The organism is Salegentibacter profundi, from assembly GCF_054121475.1.
The window spans coordinates 71520-92822 of the sequence record NZ_JBSYGG010000006.1; the positions used below are offsets into that span (position 1 = coordinate 71520).

The following is a 21303-nucleotide window of genomic DNA, read 5'->3' on the forward strand; positions in this document are numbered from 1 at the left end:
TTTCGGAATTAGGTTAGCTTGAATGAGTAACTGAAATTACTAAAAATTGCCTCCATTTTGCGTTAAGTTTATGTAAAAAGAAAACTGCAGTTTAAGACGTTGAATTTGAAGGGTTTCTCGTAACCAAAAGCGGGTAATAAAGAGCTTCTTTGAATTAATTCTAAATTGATGCTGAATTGGTGAGGAAAGTTTGTGAGTAAGTAATTCAAAATGTATTTTTGTTGTTAAAATCTTCATAAATAACTTAACTAATGGGTGGAATACTTAATTCTTCAATAGCAAGAAAAGTTGCTATGGCCTTATCGGGACTTTTTCTTGTACTTTTTTTACTCCAGCATTTCATAATAAATTTCACTTCTGTATTAAGCGCTGAAAATTTCAATGAAATTTCCCATTTTATGGGAACCAATTTTTTTGTTCAGTTTTTATTACAACCTATCCTGATTTTTGGAGTTATTCTGCATTTTGTTTTGGGAATTATTCTCGAATACCGAAACCGAAGCGCCAGGCCAATAAATTATGTGAGTTTCAATGGAGGCTCCAACTCTAGCTGGATGTCCAGAAATATGATCTACACCGGACTGGTAGTTTTGGCTTTCTTAGGGCTTCACTTTTATGATTTCTGGGTTCCTGAAATTGTACACAAATACGTGGAATCTCATCCGGAAGATCCTACAAGATATTACCATGAAACGGTTGCTAAGTTTGAATCTCCGGTAAGAACAGGATTATATGTGCTGTCATTCATCTTGTTAAGCCTTCACCTGTATCATGGGTTTTCATCTTCATTCCAGTCTATGGGATGGGCGAATAAATATGCTAAAGGTTTAAGGGGATTTACAGTGGCTTATGCCATTATTATTCCTTTAGGTTTTATATTTATAGCGCTGTATCACTATTTTAATAACGTTTAATACGTAAGATTTATGTCAGTTTTAGATTCAAAAATACCGGCAGGAACACTTGAAGACAAGTGGAAAAACCATAAGAACAATATCAACCTGGTAAACCCGGCAAATAAACGTAATATTGATGTTATAATAGTAGGTACAGGACTTGCCGGAGGTAGTGCCGCCGCAACTTTGGCCGAACTTGGTTATAATGTTAAAACTTTTTGCTACCAGGATTCTCCAAGAAGGGCCCATTCCATTGCCGCCCAGGGAGGTATTAATGCAGCAAAAAACTACCAAGGAGACGGAGATTCAGATTACAGACTTTTCTATGACACGATAAAAGGAGGGGATTATCGTTCGCGTGAAGCTAACGTGTATCGTCTTGCCGAAGTTTCAGGAAATATAATAGATCAATGTGTTGCTCAGGGTGTTCCTTTTGCACGAGAATATGGAGGGTTACTCGATAATCGTTCATTTGGCGGGGTGCTCGTGTCTCGTACCTTTTATGCAAAAGGTCAAACGGGTCAGCAATTGCTTTTAGGGGCATATTCTGCAATGAATCGCCAGATCAATAGAGGTAAAATAAAGTCCTATACCCGTCATGAAATGCTTGACCTTGTCATTGTCGATGGAAAAGCAAGGGGTATCATTGCCCGTGACCTTGTGACAGGAGAAATCGAAAGACATAGCGCTCATGCTGTTGTAATTGCTTCAGGAGGTTATGGGAATGTTTTTTACCTTTCTACCAATGCAATGGGGAGTAATGTAACCGCTTCCTGGAAAATTCACAAGAAGGGAGCATACTTTGCCAACCCTTGTTTCACACAAATACATCCAACCTGTATTCCGGTTTCGGGAGATCATCAGTCTAAATTAACTTTGATGTCTGAATCTCTCAGGAATGACGGAAGAATCTGGGTGCCAAAGAAACTTGAAGATGCCAAAGCTATTCAGGAAGGGCGTTTGAAACCTACAGATCTTAAAGAGGAGGATCGTGATTATTACCTTGAGCGAAGATATCCTGCTTTTGGTAACCTGGTACCTCGTGATGTGGCTTCAAGAGCTGCAAAAGAGCGTTGTGATGCCGGATACGGTGTGAACAAAACAGGTGAAGCCGTATTCCTTGATTTCAGTGCCGCCTTTATGCGCTATGGTCAGGAAGCCGCTAACACACAACACCTCAAAAATCCGACAGATGAACAGATAAGAGATCTGGGTAAAAAAGTGGTAGAGTCCAAATACGGAAATCTATTTCAGATGTACGAAAAGATCGTAGATCAAAATCCATACGAAACGCCAATGATGATTTATCCTGCGGTTCACTATACCATGGGTGGTATTTGGGTAGATTATAATCTGGAGACCACTATACCAGGATGTTTTGCTGCTGGAGAAGCGAATTTTTCAGATCACGGTGCTAATAGACTTGGTGCTTCAGCTTTAATGCAAGGTTTAGCCGACGGATATTTCGTGCTTCCATATACCATTGGGAATTATTTGGCCGATGATATTAGAACAGGCCCTATCCCAACAGATAGTCCTGAATTTGAGGAGGCTGAAAATGCTGTTCGCAGCCAGCTTGAAAAACTTTGTAATAATAACGGGACAAAATCAGTAGATCATTTCCACAAACGTCTCGGTAAGATTATGTGGAATAAAGCAGGAATGTCCCGTAATGCCGAGGATTTAAAATCCGCAGTGGAAGAAATTAAAGCACTTCGGGAAGAGTTTTGGAATGATGTGAAGATTCCGGGGGATATAAATGAACTCAATACTGAATTAGAGAAAGCAGCTCGGGTTGCGGATTTCCTTGAACTAGGTGAATTATTTGCTGTGGATGCTCTTCATCGTAATGAAAGTTGTGGAGGTCATTTCAGAGAAGAATATCAAACCGATGAAGGGGAAGCCCTTAGGGATGATGAGAACTTTATGTATGTTGCCGCCTGGGAATATACCGGCAAACCGAGTGAGGCAAATTTACATAAGGAAGATCTTAATTACGAATTTATCGAAGTCAAAACAAGGAGCTATAAATAGAATTGAGATATGGGTATTGAGAATTTTGATGCTCAATACTTACTACTCACTACTCAATACTGTACAATATGAATCTTACACTTAAAATATGGCGTCAGAAAAACGCTAAAACTAAAGGAAAACTTCAAACTTATCCGATAAGTGATGTTTCTCCAGATATGTCTTTTTTAGAAATGCTGGATGTGCTCAATGAAGGATTAATCGATAAGGGAGAAGAGCCTGTGGTTTTTGATCACGATTGCCGTGAAGGTATTTGCGGAACCTGTAGTCTCCAGATAAATGGAGAACCCCATGGACCCGATCGTGCCATCACGACCTGTCAGCTGCATATGAGGATGTTTAACGATGGAGATACAATAACGATTGAACCATTTAGAGCAGCGGCTTTTCCAGTTATCAAGGACCTTATCGTAGATAGGAGTTCTTTTGAAAGAATTCAGCAAGCCGGTGGATATGTTTCTGTTAATACTTCAGGAAATACCCAGGATGCCAATTCAATTCCAGTGCCTAAAGATAATGCTGATAAGGCATTTGATGCAGCCACTTGTATTGGTTGTGGTGCTTGTGTCGCTGCCTGTAAGAATGCAAGTGCAATGCTTTTTACGGCTGCCAAGGTAAGCCAGTTTGCCTTATTGCCACAGGGTGAAGTTGAAGCAACCAGGAGAGTTCTTGCAATGGTAGACCAAATGGATAAAGAAGGTTTTGGTAATTGTACTAATACCGGAGCCTGTGAAATTGAATGTCCTAAAGAAATCTCCCTTGATAATATCGCAAGGATGAATAGGGAATATTTGAAAGCCAGCACAAAGTAAAAAAACTGGTTAAAGAATTTATAATAACATCCCGGACTTTGTTAGTCCGGGATTTTTTTTTGACCTTACTAAGAAAGCTTTTTAAGTAAATATATTATGCCCAATTTTCAGCAGTTACCTTCCAAACTTCCCGGTGGAAAAACCAGTATTTTCTCAGTAATGAGTAATTTGGCCAGAAAGCACGAGGCCATAGATATGTCCCAGGGCTTTCCCAATTTCGAAACAGATAGAAAACTTAAAGAACTTGTTTTTAAGGCTATGAAAGATGGATACAATCAGTATCCACCGATGAATGGCATTCTGGAATTAAGGGAACAAATTATTTCAAAAATTGAAAATCTCTACGGGAAGAAGTATAATCTTAACAGCGAAATCATTTTTACGGCAGGGGCAACCCAGGCCTTATACTGTGCCATTTCCGCGTTTGTTCATCCCGGGGATGAGGTTATTGTGTTTAAACCGGCCTACGATTCTTATGAACCCGATATTAAACTGGCAGGGGGGAAGCCTGTTTTTGTCCAATTGAAGGGGAAAGATTTTACAATTGATTGGGAAGAGCTGCAGCAAAAGATAAATTCCAAAACCCGGATGATCGTCATAAATACCCCTCATAATCCAACTGGGACTATTTTGAGAGAGGTGGATATGCTAAAACTAGAGGAATTGTTGAAAGGCACCAATATTATCCTACTAAGCGATGAGGTATATGAACACCTGATCTTTGACGGGGAGCAGCATCAAAGCGCCTCTAAATATCCCGTCCTTGCCGAAAGGGCTGTCGTTTGTGCTTCTTTCGGGAAAACTTTTCATAATACCGGGTGGAAAATGGGTTATTGCGTGGCTCCTGAAGTTTTAATGAGAGAGATCATCAAATTCCATCAGGCTACAGTTTTCTGCGTTAATCACCCAATGCAGCGTGCTTTCGCCGAATATCTGAAGAAACCGGAACATTATCTAGAACTCGGTGATTTTTATCAACAAAAACGCGATAAATTTCTTGAGCTTATCAAGGATACAAGATTTAAAGCTAATCTTTCCAAGGGGACTTATTTTCAGGTTCTGGATTATTCGGAAATCACCGATGAATATGACGTGGATTTTTCTAAAAGATTGATCTCGCAATATGGTCTGGCCAGTATTCCGGTCTCGGTGTTTAATATTGATGGTAAAGACAATAAACAATTGCGGTTCTGTTTTGCCAAAACTGAGGAAACTTTGGAAGAAGCAGCTAGAATATTAATTAAAATCAGTGAGGAGCTCTAGCAGGATTGAATGGAAATCTTACTAAAAAATCAGCACTTCGAACTTCATCCCAGCGGGGTAGCTTTTTGGAAAGAAAAGGAAATTTTGCTTATTAGCGATGTACATTTAGGGAAGATCTCACATTTCAGGAAATTTGGAAGTGCCGTTCCAAATAAAGCGATTAATGCCAATTATATAAGACTGAGCGAAGTGGTTGGAAAGTTCCTCCCGAAAACTGTGTGTTTCTTGGGCGACCTCTTCCATAGTAACCTCAATAATGAATGGAAGTTATTCGAAAACTGGTTGAGTTTTGTAGAGGCCGAGGTGATTCTGATAGCAGGAAATCACGATATCATTTCTCCGCTGAAATATGAAGAGTTGGGAGTGAAGATTCATTCGGAATGGCAAGTCAATGGTTTTCTGCTTACCCATCATCCCGAGCAAAAAGAAGGATTCTTTAATATCTGCGGACATATTCACCCTGGCTATCGCTTAAACGGGAAAGCCAAACAAAGTCTTAAGCTGCCTTGTTTCTTCAGGAGAAAAGATCAGCTTATTTTTCCTGCTTTTGGAGAATTTACCGGAAACTTTATGATGGAACTAAAAGAAGGAGAAGCCGCTTATGCAGTTACCCAAAAAGAAGTAATTTTAATCAGCAAATAAAATACTATGGAAAAGCGCCTGGCAGTTTTGAATATGATCTCTGTGATCCTGGTAATCGCGGTAAGCTATATCTCCCAAACCGGAATCATTAACGGCAATACGATGGGCAGCCTAAGCGCCCAATATTACAATCTTTTCACACCCGCAAGCTATGCCTTCTCAATTTGGGGTGTTATTTTTCTTGGACTCTTGGTTTTTTCGGGATATCAATTGTATCAGGCTTTCGGTCCCCAAAAAGATCTCGATTTTCTCCGGAAATCGGGTTACTGGTTTTTTATCGCTAACCTGGCGAATGTCTTTTGGGTTTTTGCCTGGTTAAACGAGTTCACAGGGCTTTCAGTCCTATTTATGTTTCTCATCTTATTTTCCCTTATAAAAGTGATACTCAATACTTATATGGAACGCTGGGATGCACCTATAAATATCCTTGCTTTTAGCTGGTGGCCAATTTGCCTGTATTCTGGTTGGATTGCGGTGGCGACTATCGCTAATGTTTCAGCCTACCTTGTTAAAATTGGTTGGAATGCCCCGTTTTTTTCTGAAGAAATATGGACGGTTCTTCTTATCATAATTGCCGGAGTAATAAATGTCGCAATAATCTACCTTCGGAATATGCGAGAATTCGCCGCAGTTGGGGTTTGGGCCTTGATCGCTATCTATTTCAGACATTTTGGTGAGATTCCGTTAATCTCCTACGCGGCATTAATCACTGCCGTGATCATTTTCTCCAATATCGTTTACCACGGGTGGATGAATCGAAAAACCAACCCTATGTATAAATTGATAAATAAATAGAATTAAGTACTACAACATTCCTTTAATATCATTTCCCCAGGTTGGATAGGCAAAGATCATCTTTTTAACGTCTTCGCAATTCAGCTTTCCGCACATAACCATTACAAACATATTGATCACTTCTGAGGCTTCCGGACCTATGAGATGCGCACCTATCACCTGGCCGGTTGTATTGTCAATAAGGGTTTTGTAGGCATAAACCTTTTCATTGATGTGCTTTGCATTAAACCAGTCTGTTGCCAGTTTATGTTTTACTTTAAAATCGTATCCCTGTTTCCGCGCTTCTTCCTCCAGTAGTCCTATAGAAGCGAGCTTAGGTAAAGTAAATACTACGGTGGGTTGCGGAGGATAATGAGCTTTTTCGGGCTTGTCTTTGTTGAGTAGGTTAGCGGCTACCACCCGGGCTTCCTGGGAGGAAAGCGGAGTTAAAGGCAAACCTTCACTAGCCGAAACATCTCCGCAGGCATAAACGCTCTTGTTGCTTGGGCTCTGCAGATATTCGTTAACAAGGATCCCTTTTCTGTTGAATTCTACATTGCCTTTTTCCAGATCCAGCTCATCAATAGAGGGAACTCTTCCGGTAGTATTAAATATCAATTCGGCTTTTACTGAAACCTCTTTTCCATCCTGCATTGCCGTCACTCTGAAATTCTTTTTCAGTTTTTCAATTTCAGTGACTTCAGCATTGAAAATAAAATTTATCCCCAATTCTTCTTCTGAAACCTGTTGCAGGTATTTGCCCATATCCTTGTCAAAATTGTAAAGAATTCTGTCCGTCATTTCTAACATAGTGACCTTTACCCCAAGACGAGCAGCAACATGAGCGAATTCCATCCCTATATAACCGGCGCCTATGAAAATCATGGATTCCGGTAGTTTTTCCAGATTCAAAAAGTCCTTACTCTCTAAGGCGAAATTGCGCCCCGGAATGCGCAACTCCGATGTTTTGTGCCCGGTAGCGATCACAATTTTATCAGCGGTTACGGTTTTACCTTCAACCGATATGGTGTTTTCATCGAGAAATTTGGGCGATTGGTGATACATTTCAATCCCCAATTTTTTTAACTTTTTTTCGGTTGCAGCGGGAACCGCATCAACAAAAGTTTTTTTAAAGGCCATCAGATCTTCCCAGGAGAATTTCGGCCCCTGGATGATTCCTTTTCCTTCCATTTTTTTTGTGCGGTCCAGAATTTCGGTGAAACCGGTAAGTACTTTTTTTGGATCACAACCTCGGTTGGCACATGTTCCACCATATTCTACCTTATCAGCAATCGCTACCTTTAACCCTGCATCAACACATGCATAAGCCACTCTTTTTCCTGCAGTACCTGTTCCTATTACAAATACGTCAAAATGTTTAAAGCCCATAATCCTTAATTGGTATTCTGAAAGTAGAAAAGCTTAGTGGTTTTTCCTGTTAGGAAAATGGTAAATCTTTACAACGTTAAAAAAATGTTGACTAGTTGCGCGGCCCAAATTCGCGAATTATCTTTGCGCCAATGAGTAAATCTGTTATCGCCCAAAGCTTTGCACAGTCCCCGCAACAGCAGGAATTGAGGAAAACCCTTGTCTCTTCTAAAAATAATGTTTTAAAAATTCAACTTAAAGGCCTTGTTGGTTCCTCACTTTCTTTCGTGACTGCCAATGCATTTAAGGAGGTTGACAAACCTTTTTTACTGGTCTTTAATGACAAAGAAGAAGCCGCTTATTACCTTAATGACCTTGAACAGTTGCTGGGTGATAAAAATGTACTTTTTTATCCGGGGAGTTACCGACGCCCTTATCAGATTGAGGAAACCGATAATGCCAATGTTCTGCTTCGGGCCGAGGTTTTAAACCGAATAAATTCTCGAAAGAAACCGGCCGTAATCGTTACCTATCCCGATGCTTTATTTGAAAAAGTGGTTACAAGGAAGGAGTTGGACAGAAGTACTTTGAAGATTTCCATTGGGGATGAACTTTCCCTGGATTTTGTAAATGAGGTGCTTTTCGAATACAAATTCAAAAGGGTTGATTTTGTGACCGAACCCGGTGAATTTTCGGTGCGTGGGGGGATAATTGATGTTTTCTCATTTAGTAATGACGAGCCCTATCGTATCGAATTCTTTGGTGATGAGGTAGATAGTATTAGGAGTTTTGATGTGGAAACCCAGCTTTCTACCGATAAGGTGAATAAAATCTCGGTGATGCCGAATGTTGAAGACAAGCATCTGGACGAGATCAGAGATAGTTTTCTGAGGTATATATCTAATCAAACTGTGGTTTTGGTTAAAAACCTTGACCTGGTCACCGCCCAGGCCGATAAACTTTTCAGCAAGGCAAAGGAAGCTTTTCAGAAACTTTCAGAAGAAGTAAAACATAGTGAACCCGAAGCGCTTTTCTGTGACGGCCAACTAATTAAAAGTCAGTTGCAGGAATACACTGTGGTGGAACTTAGTAACCAGGCCTATATGGAGCCTGAAAAAGTTATCGAGTTTCAGACCAAGCCACAGCCCTCTTTCAATAAGCAGTTCGATCTGCTCATTGATAACCTGATTGAAAATCAGGAAAACGGTTATAAAAATTATATTTTCTGCGTTAGCCAGCAGCAGGCTAAACGTTTTCATGACATCTTTGACGACCAGGAAAAAGAAGTGAAATACGAAACCATAACTTTATCTCTTTTTCAGGGTTTTATAGACGAGGTTGGCAAAAATATCTGTTATACCGATCACCAGATCTTTGAGCGGTATCACAAATTTCATCTCAAGAATGGTTACGCTAAAAAACAGGCCATTACCCTAAAGGAACTCAATAATTTAGAAGTTGGCGATTACGTAACTCATATCGACCATGGAATAGGAAAGTTTGGGGGACTTCAGAAAATTGATGTTGAAGGTAAAAAACAGGAGGCCATAAAGCTATTTTACGGCGAACGTGATATTTTGTATCTCAGTATTCATTCCCTTCATAAGATTTCAAAATACAACGGGAAGGACGGAAAAGAGCCAAAGATCTTTAAATTAGGAAGTAACGCCTGGAAAAATCTGAAGAAAAAAACCAAAGCTAGGGTAAAGCATATTGCTTATAATTTAATTGAATTATATGCAAAGCGCCGACTTCAGAAAGGATTTGCTTTTGGGCCAGATTCATATTTACAACATGAGCTGGAGGCCTCTTTTATTTATGAAGATACTCCGGACCAGGAAACTGCGACCAAGGCGGTAAAAGAAGATATGGAAAACCAACGACCTATGGATCGTTTGGTTTGCGGGGATGTTGGTTTCGGAAAGACTGAGGTTGCAATTCGAGCAGCCTTCAAAGCTGTAGACAATGGCAAGCAAGTTGCGGTTTTAGTGCCCACCACCATTCTGGCATTCCAACACCATCAAACATTCACTGAACGCTTGAAAGATTTTCCGGTTACAGTAGATTATTTAAACCGTTTCAGGACCGCCAAAGAACGCCGTGAAACCTTAGCCGACCTGGAAAGCGGAAAGGTGGATATCATCATAGGTACTCATCAATTGGTGAATAAAGCCGTGAAATTTAAGGATCTTGGACTTTTAATTGTAGATGAAGAGCAGAAATTCGGGGTTTCAGTAAAGGATAAGCTCAAAACGATAAAAGAGAATGTTGATACACTCACCCTTACGGCCACGCCAATTCCACGAACGCTTCAGTTTAGTTTAATGGCCGCGAGAGACCTATCTACCATTTCCACTCCGCCACCTAACCGCTATCCCATTGAAACCAATGTGATAAGATTTTCCGAAGAAACGATAAGGGATGCGATCTCTTATGAAATTCAGCGTGGAGGGCAGGTTTTCTTTATTCATAACCGGATTGAAAATATAAAGGAAGTTGCGGGAATGATCCAGCGCGTGGTGCCCGATGCGAAAATTGGCGTGGGTCACGGCCAGATGGAAGGTAAGAAGCTGGAAAAACTGATGTTGAGTTTTATCAATGGCGAATTTGATGTGCTGGTTTCTACGACTATTGTGGAAAGCGGACTCGATGTGACCAATGCGAATACGATCTTTATTAATAACGCGAATAATTTTGGTGTTTCTGACCTGCACCAGATGCGGGGGAGGGTAGGCCGAAGCAATAAAAAGGCTTTTTGTTACTTTATTACGCCACCTTTTTCAGCAATGACCGAAGATGCCCGTAAGCGAATAAGCGCGCTGGAACAATTTTCTGAACTAGGAAGCGGAATAAACATCGCGATGAAAGATCTTGAAATTCGTGGCGCTGGAGATCTATTGGGCGGTGAGCAGAGTGGATTCATCAATGAAATAGGCTTTGAGACCTACCAGAAGATCCTTAATGAAGCCATTGAAGAGCTGAAGGAGAACGAGTTTAAGGATTTATATTCCGGCGATGAGGATATTGAAGATAAGACCTTTGTAAAAGAAACCCAGATCGACACCGATTTCGAGATCCTTTTCCCCGATGATTACATCAATAATATCACTGAAAGGCTGAATCTTTATACCCAGCTCAATAAGATCACTTCGGAAGAGGATTTACAAAAGTTTGAAGCAGAACTCACAGACCGCTTTGGAGAACTGCCCGTGCAGGCAGTAGATTTATTAAACAGCGTGCGCATCAAATGGATCGCATCAAAAATTGGCCTTGAAAAAGTAGTGCTGAAACAAGGGAAAATGATAGGTTATTTCATTGCCGACCAGCAATCGCGTTTTTACCAAACCAATAATTTCACCCGTGTGCTGCAATATGTGCAAACCCATCCGCAAAGCTGTACCATGAAAGAAAAGAAAACCCGCAGCGGGTTGAGGTTATTACTGACCTTTGAAAAGGTTAATTCCATAGACCAGGCTTTAAAGGTTATGGAGCCTTTGGACTTTAAGGCGAAAGTGGAGGTAGAGGATAAATAATATCTCGTAAAGATGGTATTTTGAGAGGTTTTTTAAAGCACCAAACAGGTTATCCATTTCGAAACAGGTTATTTTTAATTAGATGTTTTCAATGCCTGGTGCCTTATTGTTTTTAGATATCCTTCTTGAATTGATACCCCAACATTTCCTCTAATCTCACTGAGCTTATCTTCTTCCCCTTGGAAACCTTGTTTTGGTCAAATTTTGGAGGATTTAGATTCTGGTCTTTGGCTGCCCGGGTATAGTAATTCTCTTTGGTTGGATGTTTAGGGTAAGTGGCATTAAATGTTATGTTCCAAATATCATTTTTAATGATTTGCAGAATGATTTCTATACAATCTTCCTGCCTGATAAGATTTACCGGGGCTTTCGGGTTATTTATTCCTGTCTTACCGGCCAGGTATTTAACCGGATGCCTGCCGGGGCCAAGTAACCCCCCAAAACGAACAACCGTGGTTTGAAAATGCTCATTCTTCAGTAACATTTTTTCTGAGGAGGTTAATTGTCTGGCTGCTTCTGAGGTGCCGTTTGCTTCGTCTTCCTCAGTGTATTCGGGGAGATCTTCCCGGTCTTCATAAACCGAAGTAGAACTTACGAAAATTACCTTTTCTACAGGGGATTTCTCCACATAATCGATGATACGGCCTATTTTGCTTACAAAATCGGCTTTAGGATCACTGCGAAGTCCAGGTGGGATGTCGATGATTAAAACTTTAGCATGAGCTAAAAAGGAGGTGAGATCGCCCTGTACGCCTTCAATAAAGATCTTGATGTGGTAGGGAGTAATTCCTGCCTGTTGCAGTTGCTCCATTTTTTCCCGCCGGGTGACCGAGCCTTTAACAATGTGATCAGCTTCTAAAAGTGCTTCGGCCAGGGGCAAACCAAGCCAACCGGTTCCTAATATTGATATATTCATAAGTTCCTTTCCTGCCTCCCTAATGGAGAGATTTTATTATTTTAATATATAAGCTTTAATCATTGTGATGAGATTCAATCAATCCCGATAAATTTCGGCAAAGAATGACGAATCTTTGCTGCTCAAAACTACAAAATACAAGCTTACTCTAGGCTTATGGTTCTTTTAAGAATTACTGCATCATTTACTACAAATGGCCTTGGGATCATACTTTCAGATCTTTCCGGGACATTTAATTTTTGATTTTCCAGGAGATCGAAGCTGGATTCATACAGGGTGAATTCTGGATTTTTATCACTTTTCAGACTGAATTCAACACGTAAGGTATCTCTTGCTGAAACATGCCAGGTCAGGAGTCGGTCGTGCCATCGGCGAGTATGTACATTAAATCTGTTTTTTCCCAGCCAGGTGTCATCAGCTTGGAGCCCGTTCACTGTAAAGGCTTCAAAATCCACACCGCGATCGGCGAAAAGCTCCAGGCGATGAATTTTCCGGTTGGGGGCGATCTTCAATGAGTAATGAGTAATTTCATTTGCTGTATCCAGGCTGTCAAAAATTATAGCAGGAGCCTTGAGGTTTATGGAAGGTGCTTCAGCACTCCAGGTGAAATCGGATCCATATTTACTGTTGAAGGTTTTTTCGCTGGTTGGGATGATCACCGGTTCTTTTCCAAAGAAATTTTGAGTCCATTTATCAGTCATTTTATCGTAAGAACGCCAATGGGCTGTATTTTCATCGGTATCAAAAAGGTAGACCAGGGAATTAGGTTTTGGCCTTTCCTTATCAAATTCAGAGTTGAAATGCGCGAAAAAAAAGAGAATATTAAAGATGAGGAAACTAAGCACTGCCAAAGCTTTCTTCCTTTTAAAATAAGCGAAAACCGGGAGCATTAATGTAAAAAGAAAAACGCAGAGCAGGGCAGAGACAAAAAGGATCTTTAAGCCCAGAGCCACCGGAAATTGAACAAGAAGCGGTAGAAAAATGACAATCGCCGGAAGGCTTAAAAAAGCCATAAAAAGATTGTTTGGCTTTTTCTGTCTTATCATCACAAAGAACTGAAGCAAACCAAAATAAACCAGGATGATAAAATAAGCAGCCCCTTTCAGGTAAAAAGCCAGGAGGGTGCAAAGCAAAATCCAGAAAAATAGTGGAAAAACAAAAAGAGAGGCCTTGCTGGTGTTTTTATGATACCGGTGGTAGGTGAAAAAGGCCACCGTAAGACTCAGAAAAAGAAAAGCGGCGATATAATAATATCCGTTATAGGTGAAACCCTGTTCCATTTCCGAATATTCCGGGTAGATATAGAGGTTGAATTTCCAGAGAAGATAAACCAAAAGCCCCCCAAAAGTAAAACTGAGTAAAAATGCCAGAAATCCCTTAAAAACCGATCTGCTTTCGAGACTATTTCGGGAAAATCCATAGACCAAAAGCAGGATAAAGATCACCACCGCGATCAATAACATAGGGGTGATCCAGGAAAAAGGATAACTTATCACTGCCCCTCCCGGCAGACTGAAAAATACCAGGTCTTCCTGAGTTTCAAAATCAGAGAGGTTAGCATCTTTAAAAGTTGCGAGCAAGGGCATAAGATAATTGCCTTGATGCGCAAGACTCTCTTTATCGAGGTTTTCGGGTGTATCAGTGGCCGTGTGATAATCGTAGTGGTCATCGATAAAAGCGAAATTAAAACCTTGAATATTTGCCTGTTCACGAAGGACCGTAAGATCGGTATCGTTTGGAAGCATTTTGTAAATGCTATACACAAGGGAGTTGGTGACCGGATATTCGGGGTTTGCTTTCTGGAAAGCTTTTACCAGTTTAGCATTTCCGGAATTGGTTTCGAGAAACATAAAGGAATCACCTCCGCTCCCCCGGGCTTCGAAGTTTAGTACAAGTGCGGCATCCCGGGCCCAGGGATGATCTTTCACAAAGAGCTCTGCTCCATTGAGTCCAACTTCTTCAGCATCGGTAAAAAGGATGATGATGTCGTTTTCGTGGGATATGTTTTCAGCTAAAAAAGCGCGAATTCCTTCCAGGATAGCAGCTACACCACTGGCAGCATCGCTGGCGCCCAGGGAGGAATGTGGATTGCTGTCGTAATGAGACATCAAGACCAGCGCCTGGCCATCGCCATCACCTTCAATTCGGCTTAGGATATTTTGAGGCCTTACCAGGCTTCCATGTTTATTTAAAGTATAATCTTCCTGGGTTTGCACCAGCAGATCCATTTTTTGAAGTTCATTTACTATATAATTCCGCACCCTGCTGTGCTCAGTAGTCCCAATATAATGAGGCTGCTGAGCCATTGCTTCAACGTGTTGGAACGCGCGATGGGTAGAAAACTCCGTTTCAGGTAAATCTTCATCAGTTATATTTTCAGGCTGGCTATTATAGAAAGTAAACCAGGCAGCAACGGCTATAAGAAAAAGTGAAAAAATGGGAGGTATTCTTTTTAGCATAAGAGACCTTGAAATATTCAGCAATAAAGATAATCAAGATTTTAAGATGAGCACCGCTTTAGCCCTAATTGGAAATTTCTTATATTTAAGAGATTAATACATAAATTTTTATGCTATGGCTATCAAAAGTTATCAAGGAAAGCAGGCGGCTCCCGAAAAACCGGAAGGTACGCCAATGCTGGTTAAAGACTATATGACTACTGACCTGATTACATTTAGGGAAAATGAGAATATTATGGATGTTGCAGAAAAGCTTCTCAAACATAAAATTTCCGGGGGCTGTGTGGTGGATGAAAAAAATAATTTAAAAGGAATGATCTCTGAGGGGGATTGTATGAAGCACGTTTCAGATAGCCAATATTATAATATGCCCCTGGATGATACCACAGTAGGAAAACGTATGAACTGTAGGGTAGAAACCATCGACGGGAATATGAATGTGATCGATGCCGCCAAAAAATTCATCGAGAAACGTTATCGAAGATTTCCAATTGTTGAAAATGGTAAACTTGTTGGGCAAATTAGTCAAAGTGATGTTTTACGCGCGGCGACTATATTAAAAAGTAACAACTGGCATTCTTAAAAACTTAGGTTCTCTTGACCAGAGCATAAAAACCGTTGTCTAATGGAAGATAACCCTGATCATAAACAAAATAATAAATTTTGCCACTTTTGGTGGTGTAGATACTTGTGATATAATCGAAGTTGAATCCTTTTGCCAGGAGCTTGTTTTTTGTTGTCGTGGTCTTTTCGGTAGGATTGCATTCTTCCAAAATGCGATAATTTTTGCGTAGGCGGTTATTGACATTTCTAACCAGATTTTTTCGGTCCTTGTTAAGGTTGTTGTGATATGCATTACGACAGTAATCGCTGCAGAATTTTTTATCTACGCGGCCTAAAACTTTTTCTCCACATTGCAAACAGGCTTTTTGCATATCCTAAATATAATAAAATGCTTCAAAATATCTGATCACCAATTATTTAAGAGCTTGGTTTTTTTGAATCATAAATTAATCCAGGCCAAAGTTTGCTATTAATAGCCGGTAATCATACTGCAGATCCTCGTGGAGCTTTTGCAATTTAGTATCGATAAGCCGCATTTGTCGCTCATAAAGTTTTTGTAGGGTTTTATTACGATCTATAGGTTTTGGAAAAGATTTTAATTTGGCACAAAAGTAAATAAGAAGCTCCACCTCGGTTTCTATTTTTCCTGAATAACGGGCGTACTTTTTTACATCCTTTAGAATTTTCCTTACGCTCTTTTTTATAAAATACCAGGTACTGGTGTTGATACCGGCAAACTGCTCGTCTATTTCTTTTTTTACTTCGGAAATAAATTTTGCTTCATTCTCGGATTCAAACAATAAATAGGTGAGCAGCTCTTTGTTCTCTTTTTTAAATTTTGAGAGCCTTAAACAAAACCCCAGGAGTTCGTCTTGAGACCTAAAGGAGAGTTCTTTTTTTAGCTGACTAACACTGGCTGCTTTCATGAGTTTTAAGATCGAGGTGAGATAATAAAAATAGGTATTTAATTTCCAATAAGTTCAGGCAATTCTTTCTCAATGAAGGTGTCTTTAATTCCTGTTTTATTTTCCAGGTACTTTTGAATTTCTGAAGGAGCCAGCTTGTAGGTTTGATTTAATCCTTCTATAATAATCTTTAAATAATGCTCGTTCGGAGCATTGATGTCGTTTTCAAGATATTCCTCATTGGTAAAAGTAAAAATGGGATGACCTTGGTCATCACCCAGGTAAATAATTTGCCCATACCAGGAATCGTTTCTCATATTCAAAGAACCTTCTTCTATAACTTTTTCGAGATCTATATTAAAATTCCCTTCAAACTTTATCTCTTGCTGCACCAGGTCAATAAATTGCTGGCGGGTTATATGATACATACGTCCCAGGGTTTTTACATCTTTATTAACTTCTGATCTTATAAAAGCAGCGCCTCCACCATTCCAGGTTTTTGAAATTTTCGCAAAATACATTTCCCGGTTAATCGTAAGAGGCTTGGTGTGGGAAGGAAATGTCTTGTTGGTACATCCGGGATAAAGGCGATTTGCACCTTTTGGCTGGCCGCCACTTATATAACAACGAAAACGCTCCTCTAATAGGTTTGAGCCATAACAAGCATACCAGACTTTTCGTTCTTCCATCATTTAACTTTTGTGCTAAGTAAAGCTTTCCCTTGGATTAGCCAAAAAAGGTCTATAAATTTTTCCACTAAGGGTATTCAAATGTTTACAAACGCCTATAAACGAAAACAAATAATTCCTAACCGAATAGAATTGGCAATCACCTCTATGTTTGTTGTGCTGGAATGAACTAACGATTTTCAGTGAAATAAAATACGAAGTTATGAGTACTTTAAGAAACAAAGTTCAATTAATCGGAAATGTAGGATCAGAGCCTGAGATCGTCAATTTGGAATCTGGAAAGAAAATTGCAAAATTTTCTATTGCGACTAATGATTATTACAAAAACAGTTCTGGTGAAAAAATCACAGAAACCCAATGGCACAACATAATTGCCTGGGGAAAAACAGCTGAGTTGGTGGAAAAGTATGTCGGCAAAGGTAAAGAAGTGGGCATAGAAGGAAAATTAACCAGCCGAAACTGGGAAGATAGTGAAGGTAAAAAACACCTAAGCACTGAGGTAGTTTGCAGTGAACTTTTGCTTATGGGAAATAAGAGTTAGACCTATGGGAAATAAGACTGCCAATTATAAAAAAGAGATTTGTATCAATTATATAGATCTCTTTTTTTATTGCTAAAAGTAAATTTCTTGTGCTAGTCGGTAAGTGTTCGCGTGAGCTTCAATTATTGTTTTAATATCGGGAGAATATCCTCCGCCCATACTGCACTGGACTGGAATCTTGAGGTCTCGAAGGATTTGCAGTACAAAACGGTCTCGTTCTTTACAGCCTAAAAGACTGCAAGAGAGTTTTCCTAATTTATCTGTTTTTAAAATATCCACACCACTTAAATAAAAAATAAAATCCGGATCCTGTTCCTTGATTAAGCTCGGAAGCTTTTCCTTGAGGACTTTCAAGTAGTTTTCATCATCGGTGCCATCGGGTAATTCTATATCCAGATCAGATTGCTCCTTTCTAAAAGGATAGTTGTTTTTACCATGCATAGAAAAAGTAAAAACTGAAGGATCATTTTCGAAAATTTTTGCGGTACCATTTCCCTGGTGGACATCCAAATCGATGAAAAGAATTTTATCCGCCAGTTTTTTTTGTTGAAGATACCTTGCGGCAATAGCCTGGTCATTTAATAAACAAAAAGCCTCTCCATGGTTGGAATAGGCGTGATGCGTACCTCCTGCTATGTTAAAAGCGATTCCATTTTCCAAGGCGAAATTACAAGCCTTCATTGTTCCATCGGCAATTATTAGTTCCCTTCTTACAAGTTCCGCAGAAAGGGGGAATCCGGTTTTTCTTTGAGCTCTTCTGTCCAGGCTTAGCTCTTTAAGATTTGAGAAATACTCAGCGTTGTGAACGGCCAAAATATATTTCTCTTCCGGCAAGCCGGGTTGGAAAAAATTGGCTTCCACACAGGTGCCTTCATGTATGAGTTGTTTGGGAAGCAACTCGTATTTTTCCATAGGGAATCGGTGTCCCTCTGGTAAAGGATGCTTATAAATCTGATGAAAAGCGACTTTAAGCAATTTGAATTAAATTATATTGGATTCCAGGGCCTATGAATTGTTTCAATAGGAATTGATTAATGATCCAGTCGATGGGCGCAGATAATTAGTTAATTGTCGCTCCATTCTCAACTTCGGTTTCATCAGGATTGACAAAGATGAGCTTGCCCTGGGCATTTTCTGTCATAAGAATCATACCCTGACTTTCCACCCCCCGAAGCTTTCGAGGAGCCAGATTAGCCAAAACAGTAACTTTCTTTCCGATAATCTCCTCAGCCTTGAAATGTTCTGCAATTCCTGAAACCACTGTTCGCTGATCCAGTCCTGTATCAACCTTAATAACCATAAGTTTCTTGGTTTTGGGCATTTTATGAGCTTCAATGATTGTGCCCACCCGGAGATCCATTTTTGAGAAATCCTCGAAGCTTGCGGTTTCTTTTTGAGGAACGATTTTGGTGTTTTCTGCGGCATTTGCGGATTTGGTGGTTTCCAATTTCTCCAGTTGTTTCGCTATTTGTTCATCTTCAATTTTGCTAAAAAGCAACTCTGCCTTTCCAATTTGGTGACCTGCCGGTAAAAGTGCTTCCCGAGTCGCAATTTTGTCCCATTGGGATTTTTCAAAACTTTCCAATCTGTTTTCACTAGCAGAAAATTTCAGCATCCCCTTGAGTTTCACAGAGGTAAATGGTAAGAACGGTTCGCATAAGGTAGCAAGAGCGGAGGCAATCTGCAAAGCCACATACATTATGGTCTGCACCCTGTCGGGATCGGTTTTTATAAGTTTCCAGGGTTCTTCATCGGCTAGATACTTATTTCCAAGTCGAGCCAAGTTCATAAGTTCGGCCTGAGCTTCGCGAAACCGATATTTTTCAATGGAGCTTGCAATTACGCCCGGATAGGCCTTTAATTCGGCAATGGTTTTTTCGTCTAGTTCTGTGAGCTTTTGTGGTTGGGGGATGAGTCCGCCGTAATATTTATTGGTGAGTACTACTACCCGGTTTATGAAATTCCCAAATATTGCTACTAGTTCATTGTTGTTTCGGGCCTGAAAATCTTTCCAGGTGAAGTCATTGTCTTTGGTTTCAGGGGCATTTGCCGTAAGCACATAACGTAAAACATCCTGCTGACCGGGAAAATCTTCAAGGTATTCATGCAACCATACAGCCCAATTTTTGGAGGTTGAAAGTTTCTTTCCTTCAAGATTAAGAAATTCATTGGCCGGGACGTTTTGGGGTAAGATAAAATCACCGTGAGCCTTCAGCATTACCGGGAAAATAATACAATGAAAGACGATATTATCCTTTCCGATAAAATGGATGAGTTTGGTGTTTTCGTCTTTCCAGTAGGACTCCCAATCCCTACCTTCACGCTCAGCCCATTCCTTGGTCGATGATATATATCCAATAGGGGCATCAAACCATACATACAGTACCTTCCCTTGGGCACCCTCCACAGGAACTGGTATTCCCCAATCCAGATCGCGGGTTACCGCACGGGCTCTCAGGCCATCATCTATCCAGGATTTAACCTGACCGTAAACATTGCTTTTCCAGTCAGCTTTATGACCTACCAAAATCCATTCTTTGAGCCAGTTTTCATATTGATCTAAGGGCAAGAACCAGTGACGAGTTTCCTTTAATGTAGGCGTTGCTCCTGAGAAAGTGGATTTTGGATTAATAAGATCCGTGGCATTGAGGGAAGTCCCGCAACTTTCACATTGGTCCCCGTAGGCTTCTTCACTTCCACATTTCGGACAAGTTCCGGTTACAAAACGATCAGCTAGAAATTGCTTGGCCTGGTCGTCATAAAGCTGTTTGGTGGTTTCCTCAATAAATTTGTCATTTTCATACATTTTCCTGAAAAAAGCAGAAGCTGTATCGTGGTGAACCTTAGCTGAAGTCCTGGAATAATTGTCAAAAGAAACTCCAAATTCTTTAAAGGATTTTTTTATGATGCCATGATATTTATCTACTATGTCCTGTGGCTTAACACCTTCTTTCTTTGCCTTTATGGTAATTGGCACACCGTGCTCATCACTTCCACAAACAAAGGCTACATCGTGCCCCTGCATTCTTAGAAAACGTGCATATATATCGGCAGGTACATAAACCCCTGCGAGGTGGCCTATATGGATCGGGCCGTTAGTATACGGTAAGGCTGCTGTTATAGTATATCGCTGTTTTGATTCGCTCATTTAATCTGAAACTTTTTTGGAAGCCGTAAAGGTAAGCAACTGTTAAATAATACGCGTTAAATTCTTGTAAAAGACAGGCCTTGTCTGTAGAATCTTCCTGAATTTAGTATTCTACTAATACCGGAGTGTTTTTTAGATAATGCGCTGTGAAAGAAAATCAATTTAAAATGAAAAAAATACTAGTAGTCATAAGCCTTCTAACCCTTATCGCCTGTGGGAGTACAAAAAATACCGTATCGAAGGATAAATTTGTAATCGAAAACCTTCAGAATTATTCCTCCCAAGCCCTTAAAAGCGAATATCCAGATGCTAACTTAAAAGAGGACGTAGGGATGTTTGAGGAAGGCACAGTAGAACGTGCTTATTCAATACTTTATCCGGATACCCCAAACGAACTTCATATTACCTGGAAAGATGAAGATCGAACAGAAGTACATGATATTAGATTTGATGCAGACGGAAAATGGAAGTCTTCAGAGGGAATTAGAATTGGAACCACCTATGATGAACTTAACAGGCTAAATGAAAAAGAAATATCCTTTTACGGATTTGGCTGGGATTACAGTGGAGCAGTAATGTGGAATGATGGGGAGCTTGAAAATTCAGGACTGCGTGTCTTCCTGGCTCCTCAAAATGAAGCGGGTAACGAGTTTTACGGTGATCGGTTAATTAAGGCAAGTCCTGAGAAAATAGAGGCATTGGATCTTAAAGTGGAAACTATCATCTTGATTAAATAGTTGGATGCCCAATTGCCTTTTT

Annotated in this window: 18 protein-coding genes; 10 read left to right on the plus strand and 8 right to left on the minus strand. The window is 40.1% G+C overall.

Annotation, left to right across the window (positions count from 1 at the left end):
• Positions 1-251: 251 nt before the first annotated feature.
• The 6 genes from ACW6NC_RS09770 (at position 252) to ACW6NC_RS09795 (ending at position 6442) form a co-directional block, all read left to right on the plus strand.
• A complete protein-coding gene (locus ACW6NC_RS09770; protein ID WP_457865622.1) occupies positions 252-914 on the plus strand; it encodes a succinate dehydrogenase cytochrome b subunit in 663 nt (220 codons plus the stop codon).
• Positions 915-926: 12 nt separating this feature from the next.
• A complete protein-coding gene (locus tag ACW6NC_RS09775) occupies positions 927-2930 on the plus strand; it encodes a fumarate reductase/succinate dehydrogenase flavoprotein subunit (protein WP_457865623.1) in 2004 nt (667 codons plus the stop codon).
• 68 nt (positions 2931-2998) lie between these two features.
• On the plus strand, positions 2999-3742 hold the full coding sequence (locus ACW6NC_RS09780; RefSeq protein ID WP_457865625.1) for a succinate dehydrogenase/fumarate reductase iron-sulfur subunit: 744 nt from the start codon (positions 2999-3001) through the stop codon (positions 3740-3742).
• A gap of 96 nt (positions 3743-3838) precedes the next feature.
• Complete coding sequence (locus tag ACW6NC_RS09785; protein WP_457865627.1) at positions 3839-5005, plus strand: methionine aminotransferase; 1167 nt, start codon at positions 3839-3841, stop codon at positions 5003-5005.
• Positions 5006-5014: 9 nt separating this feature from the next.
• Positions 5015-5647, plus strand: a complete 633-nt coding sequence (gene pdeM / locus ACW6NC_RS09790; protein ID WP_457865628.1) for a ligase-associated DNA damage response endonuclease PdeM — start codon at positions 5015-5017, stop codon at positions 5645-5647.
• 6 nt (positions 5648-5653) lie between these two features.
• Positions 5654-6442 (plus strand): tryptophan-rich sensory protein, encoded by a 789-nt coding sequence (locus ACW6NC_RS09795; RefSeq protein ID WP_457865630.1) that lies wholly within the window; start codon positions 5654-5656, stop codon positions 6440-6442.
• Positions 6443-6451: 9 nt separating this feature from the next.
• Here ACW6NC_RS09795 and ACW6NC_RS09800 read toward each other — a convergent pair whose 3' ends face one another.
• Positions 6452-7810 (minus strand): dihydrolipoyl dehydrogenase family protein, encoded by a 1359-nt coding sequence (locus ACW6NC_RS09800; protein WP_457865632.1) that lies wholly within the window; start codon positions 7808-7810, stop codon positions 6452-6454.
• Between the two features lie 131 nt (positions 7811-7941).
• On the opposite strand from ACW6NC_RS09800, the gene mfd reads away from it, so the two are divergent.
• A complete protein-coding gene (mfd, locus tag ACW6NC_RS09805) occupies positions 7942-11322 on the plus strand; it encodes a transcription-repair coupling factor (RefSeq protein WP_457865633.1) in 3381 nt (1126 codons plus the stop codon).
• A 112-nt stretch (positions 11323-11434) separates the two neighbouring features.
• On the opposite strand, the gene ACW6NC_RS09810 is transcribed toward mfd, so the two are convergent.
• Together ACW6NC_RS09810 and ACW6NC_RS09815 are read right to left on the minus strand one after the other, a co-directional pair.
• Positions 11435-12238, minus strand: coding sequence for an NAD(P)H-binding protein (locus ACW6NC_RS09810; RefSeq protein ID WP_457865634.1), 804 nt, complete (start codon positions 12236-12238; stop codon positions 11435-11437).
• A 143-nt stretch (positions 12239-12381) separates the two neighbouring features.
• Positions 12382-14697, minus strand: coding sequence for a M20/M25/M40 family metallo-hydrolase (locus ACW6NC_RS09815; protein ID WP_457865636.1), 2316 nt, complete (start codon positions 14695-14697; stop codon positions 12382-12384).
• A 115-nt stretch (positions 14698-14812) separates the two neighbouring features.
• On the opposite strand from ACW6NC_RS09815, the gene ACW6NC_RS09820 reads away from it, so the two are divergent.
• Complete coding sequence (locus ACW6NC_RS09820) at positions 14813-15280, plus strand: CBS domain-containing protein (RefSeq protein ID WP_457865638.1); 468 nt, start codon at positions 14813-14815, stop codon at positions 15278-15280.
• 4 nt (positions 15281-15284) lie between these two features.
• Here ACW6NC_RS09820 and ACW6NC_RS09825 read toward each other — a convergent pair whose 3' ends face one another.
• The 3 genes from ACW6NC_RS09825 to ACW6NC_RS09835 all read right to left on the minus strand — a co-directional run bounded on the left by ACW6NC_RS09825 (position 15285) and on the right by ACW6NC_RS09835 (position 16858).
• Positions 15285-15632 (minus strand): hypothetical protein, encoded by a 348-nt coding sequence (locus ACW6NC_RS09825; RefSeq protein ID WP_457865639.1) that lies wholly within the window; start codon positions 15630-15632, stop codon positions 15285-15287.
• A gap of 75 nt (positions 15633-15707) precedes the next feature.
• Positions 15708-16187 (minus strand): hypothetical protein, encoded by a 480-nt coding sequence (locus tag ACW6NC_RS09830; protein WP_457865641.1) that lies wholly within the window; start codon positions 16185-16187, stop codon positions 15708-15710.
• A 38-nt stretch (positions 16188-16225) separates the two neighbouring features.
• Entirely contained in the window at positions 16226-16858 is a 633-nt protein-coding gene (locus tag ACW6NC_RS09835) for a hypothetical protein (protein ID WP_457865642.1), read from the minus strand.
• Positions 16859-17057: 199 nt separating this feature from the next.
• Here ACW6NC_RS09835 and ACW6NC_RS09840 point away from each other — a divergent pair, with 199 nt between their 5' ends.
• The gene (locus ACW6NC_RS09840; RefSeq protein ID WP_457865644.1) at positions 17058-17396 is read left to right on the plus strand and encodes a single-stranded DNA-binding protein; all 339 of its coding nucleotides are present in this window, start codon (positions 17058-17060) and stop codon (positions 17394-17396) included.
• A 72-nt stretch (positions 17397-17468) separates the two neighbouring features.
• Here ACW6NC_RS09840 and ACW6NC_RS09845 read toward each other — a convergent pair whose 3' ends face one another.
• Both ACW6NC_RS09845 and metG read right to left on the minus strand, forming a co-directional pair.
• The gene (locus ACW6NC_RS09845) at positions 17469-18371 is read right to left on the minus strand and encodes a histone deacetylase family protein (protein ID WP_457865645.1); all 903 of its coding nucleotides are present in this window, start codon (positions 18369-18371) and stop codon (positions 17469-17471) included.
• Between the two features lie 85 nt (positions 18372-18456).
• The gene (metG, locus tag ACW6NC_RS09850; protein ID WP_457865647.1) at positions 18457-20544 is read right to left on the minus strand and encodes a methionine--tRNA ligase; all 2088 of its coding nucleotides are present in this window, start codon (positions 20542-20544) and stop codon (positions 18457-18459) included.
• A gap of 167 nt (positions 20545-20711) precedes the next feature.
• On the opposite strand from metG, the gene ACW6NC_RS09855 reads away from it, so the two are divergent.
• Positions 20712-21281 (plus strand): hypothetical protein, encoded by a 570-nt coding sequence (locus ACW6NC_RS09855; RefSeq protein ID WP_457865649.1) that lies wholly within the window; start codon positions 20712-20714, stop codon positions 21279-21281.
• Positions 21282-21303 lie beyond the last annotated feature (22 nt).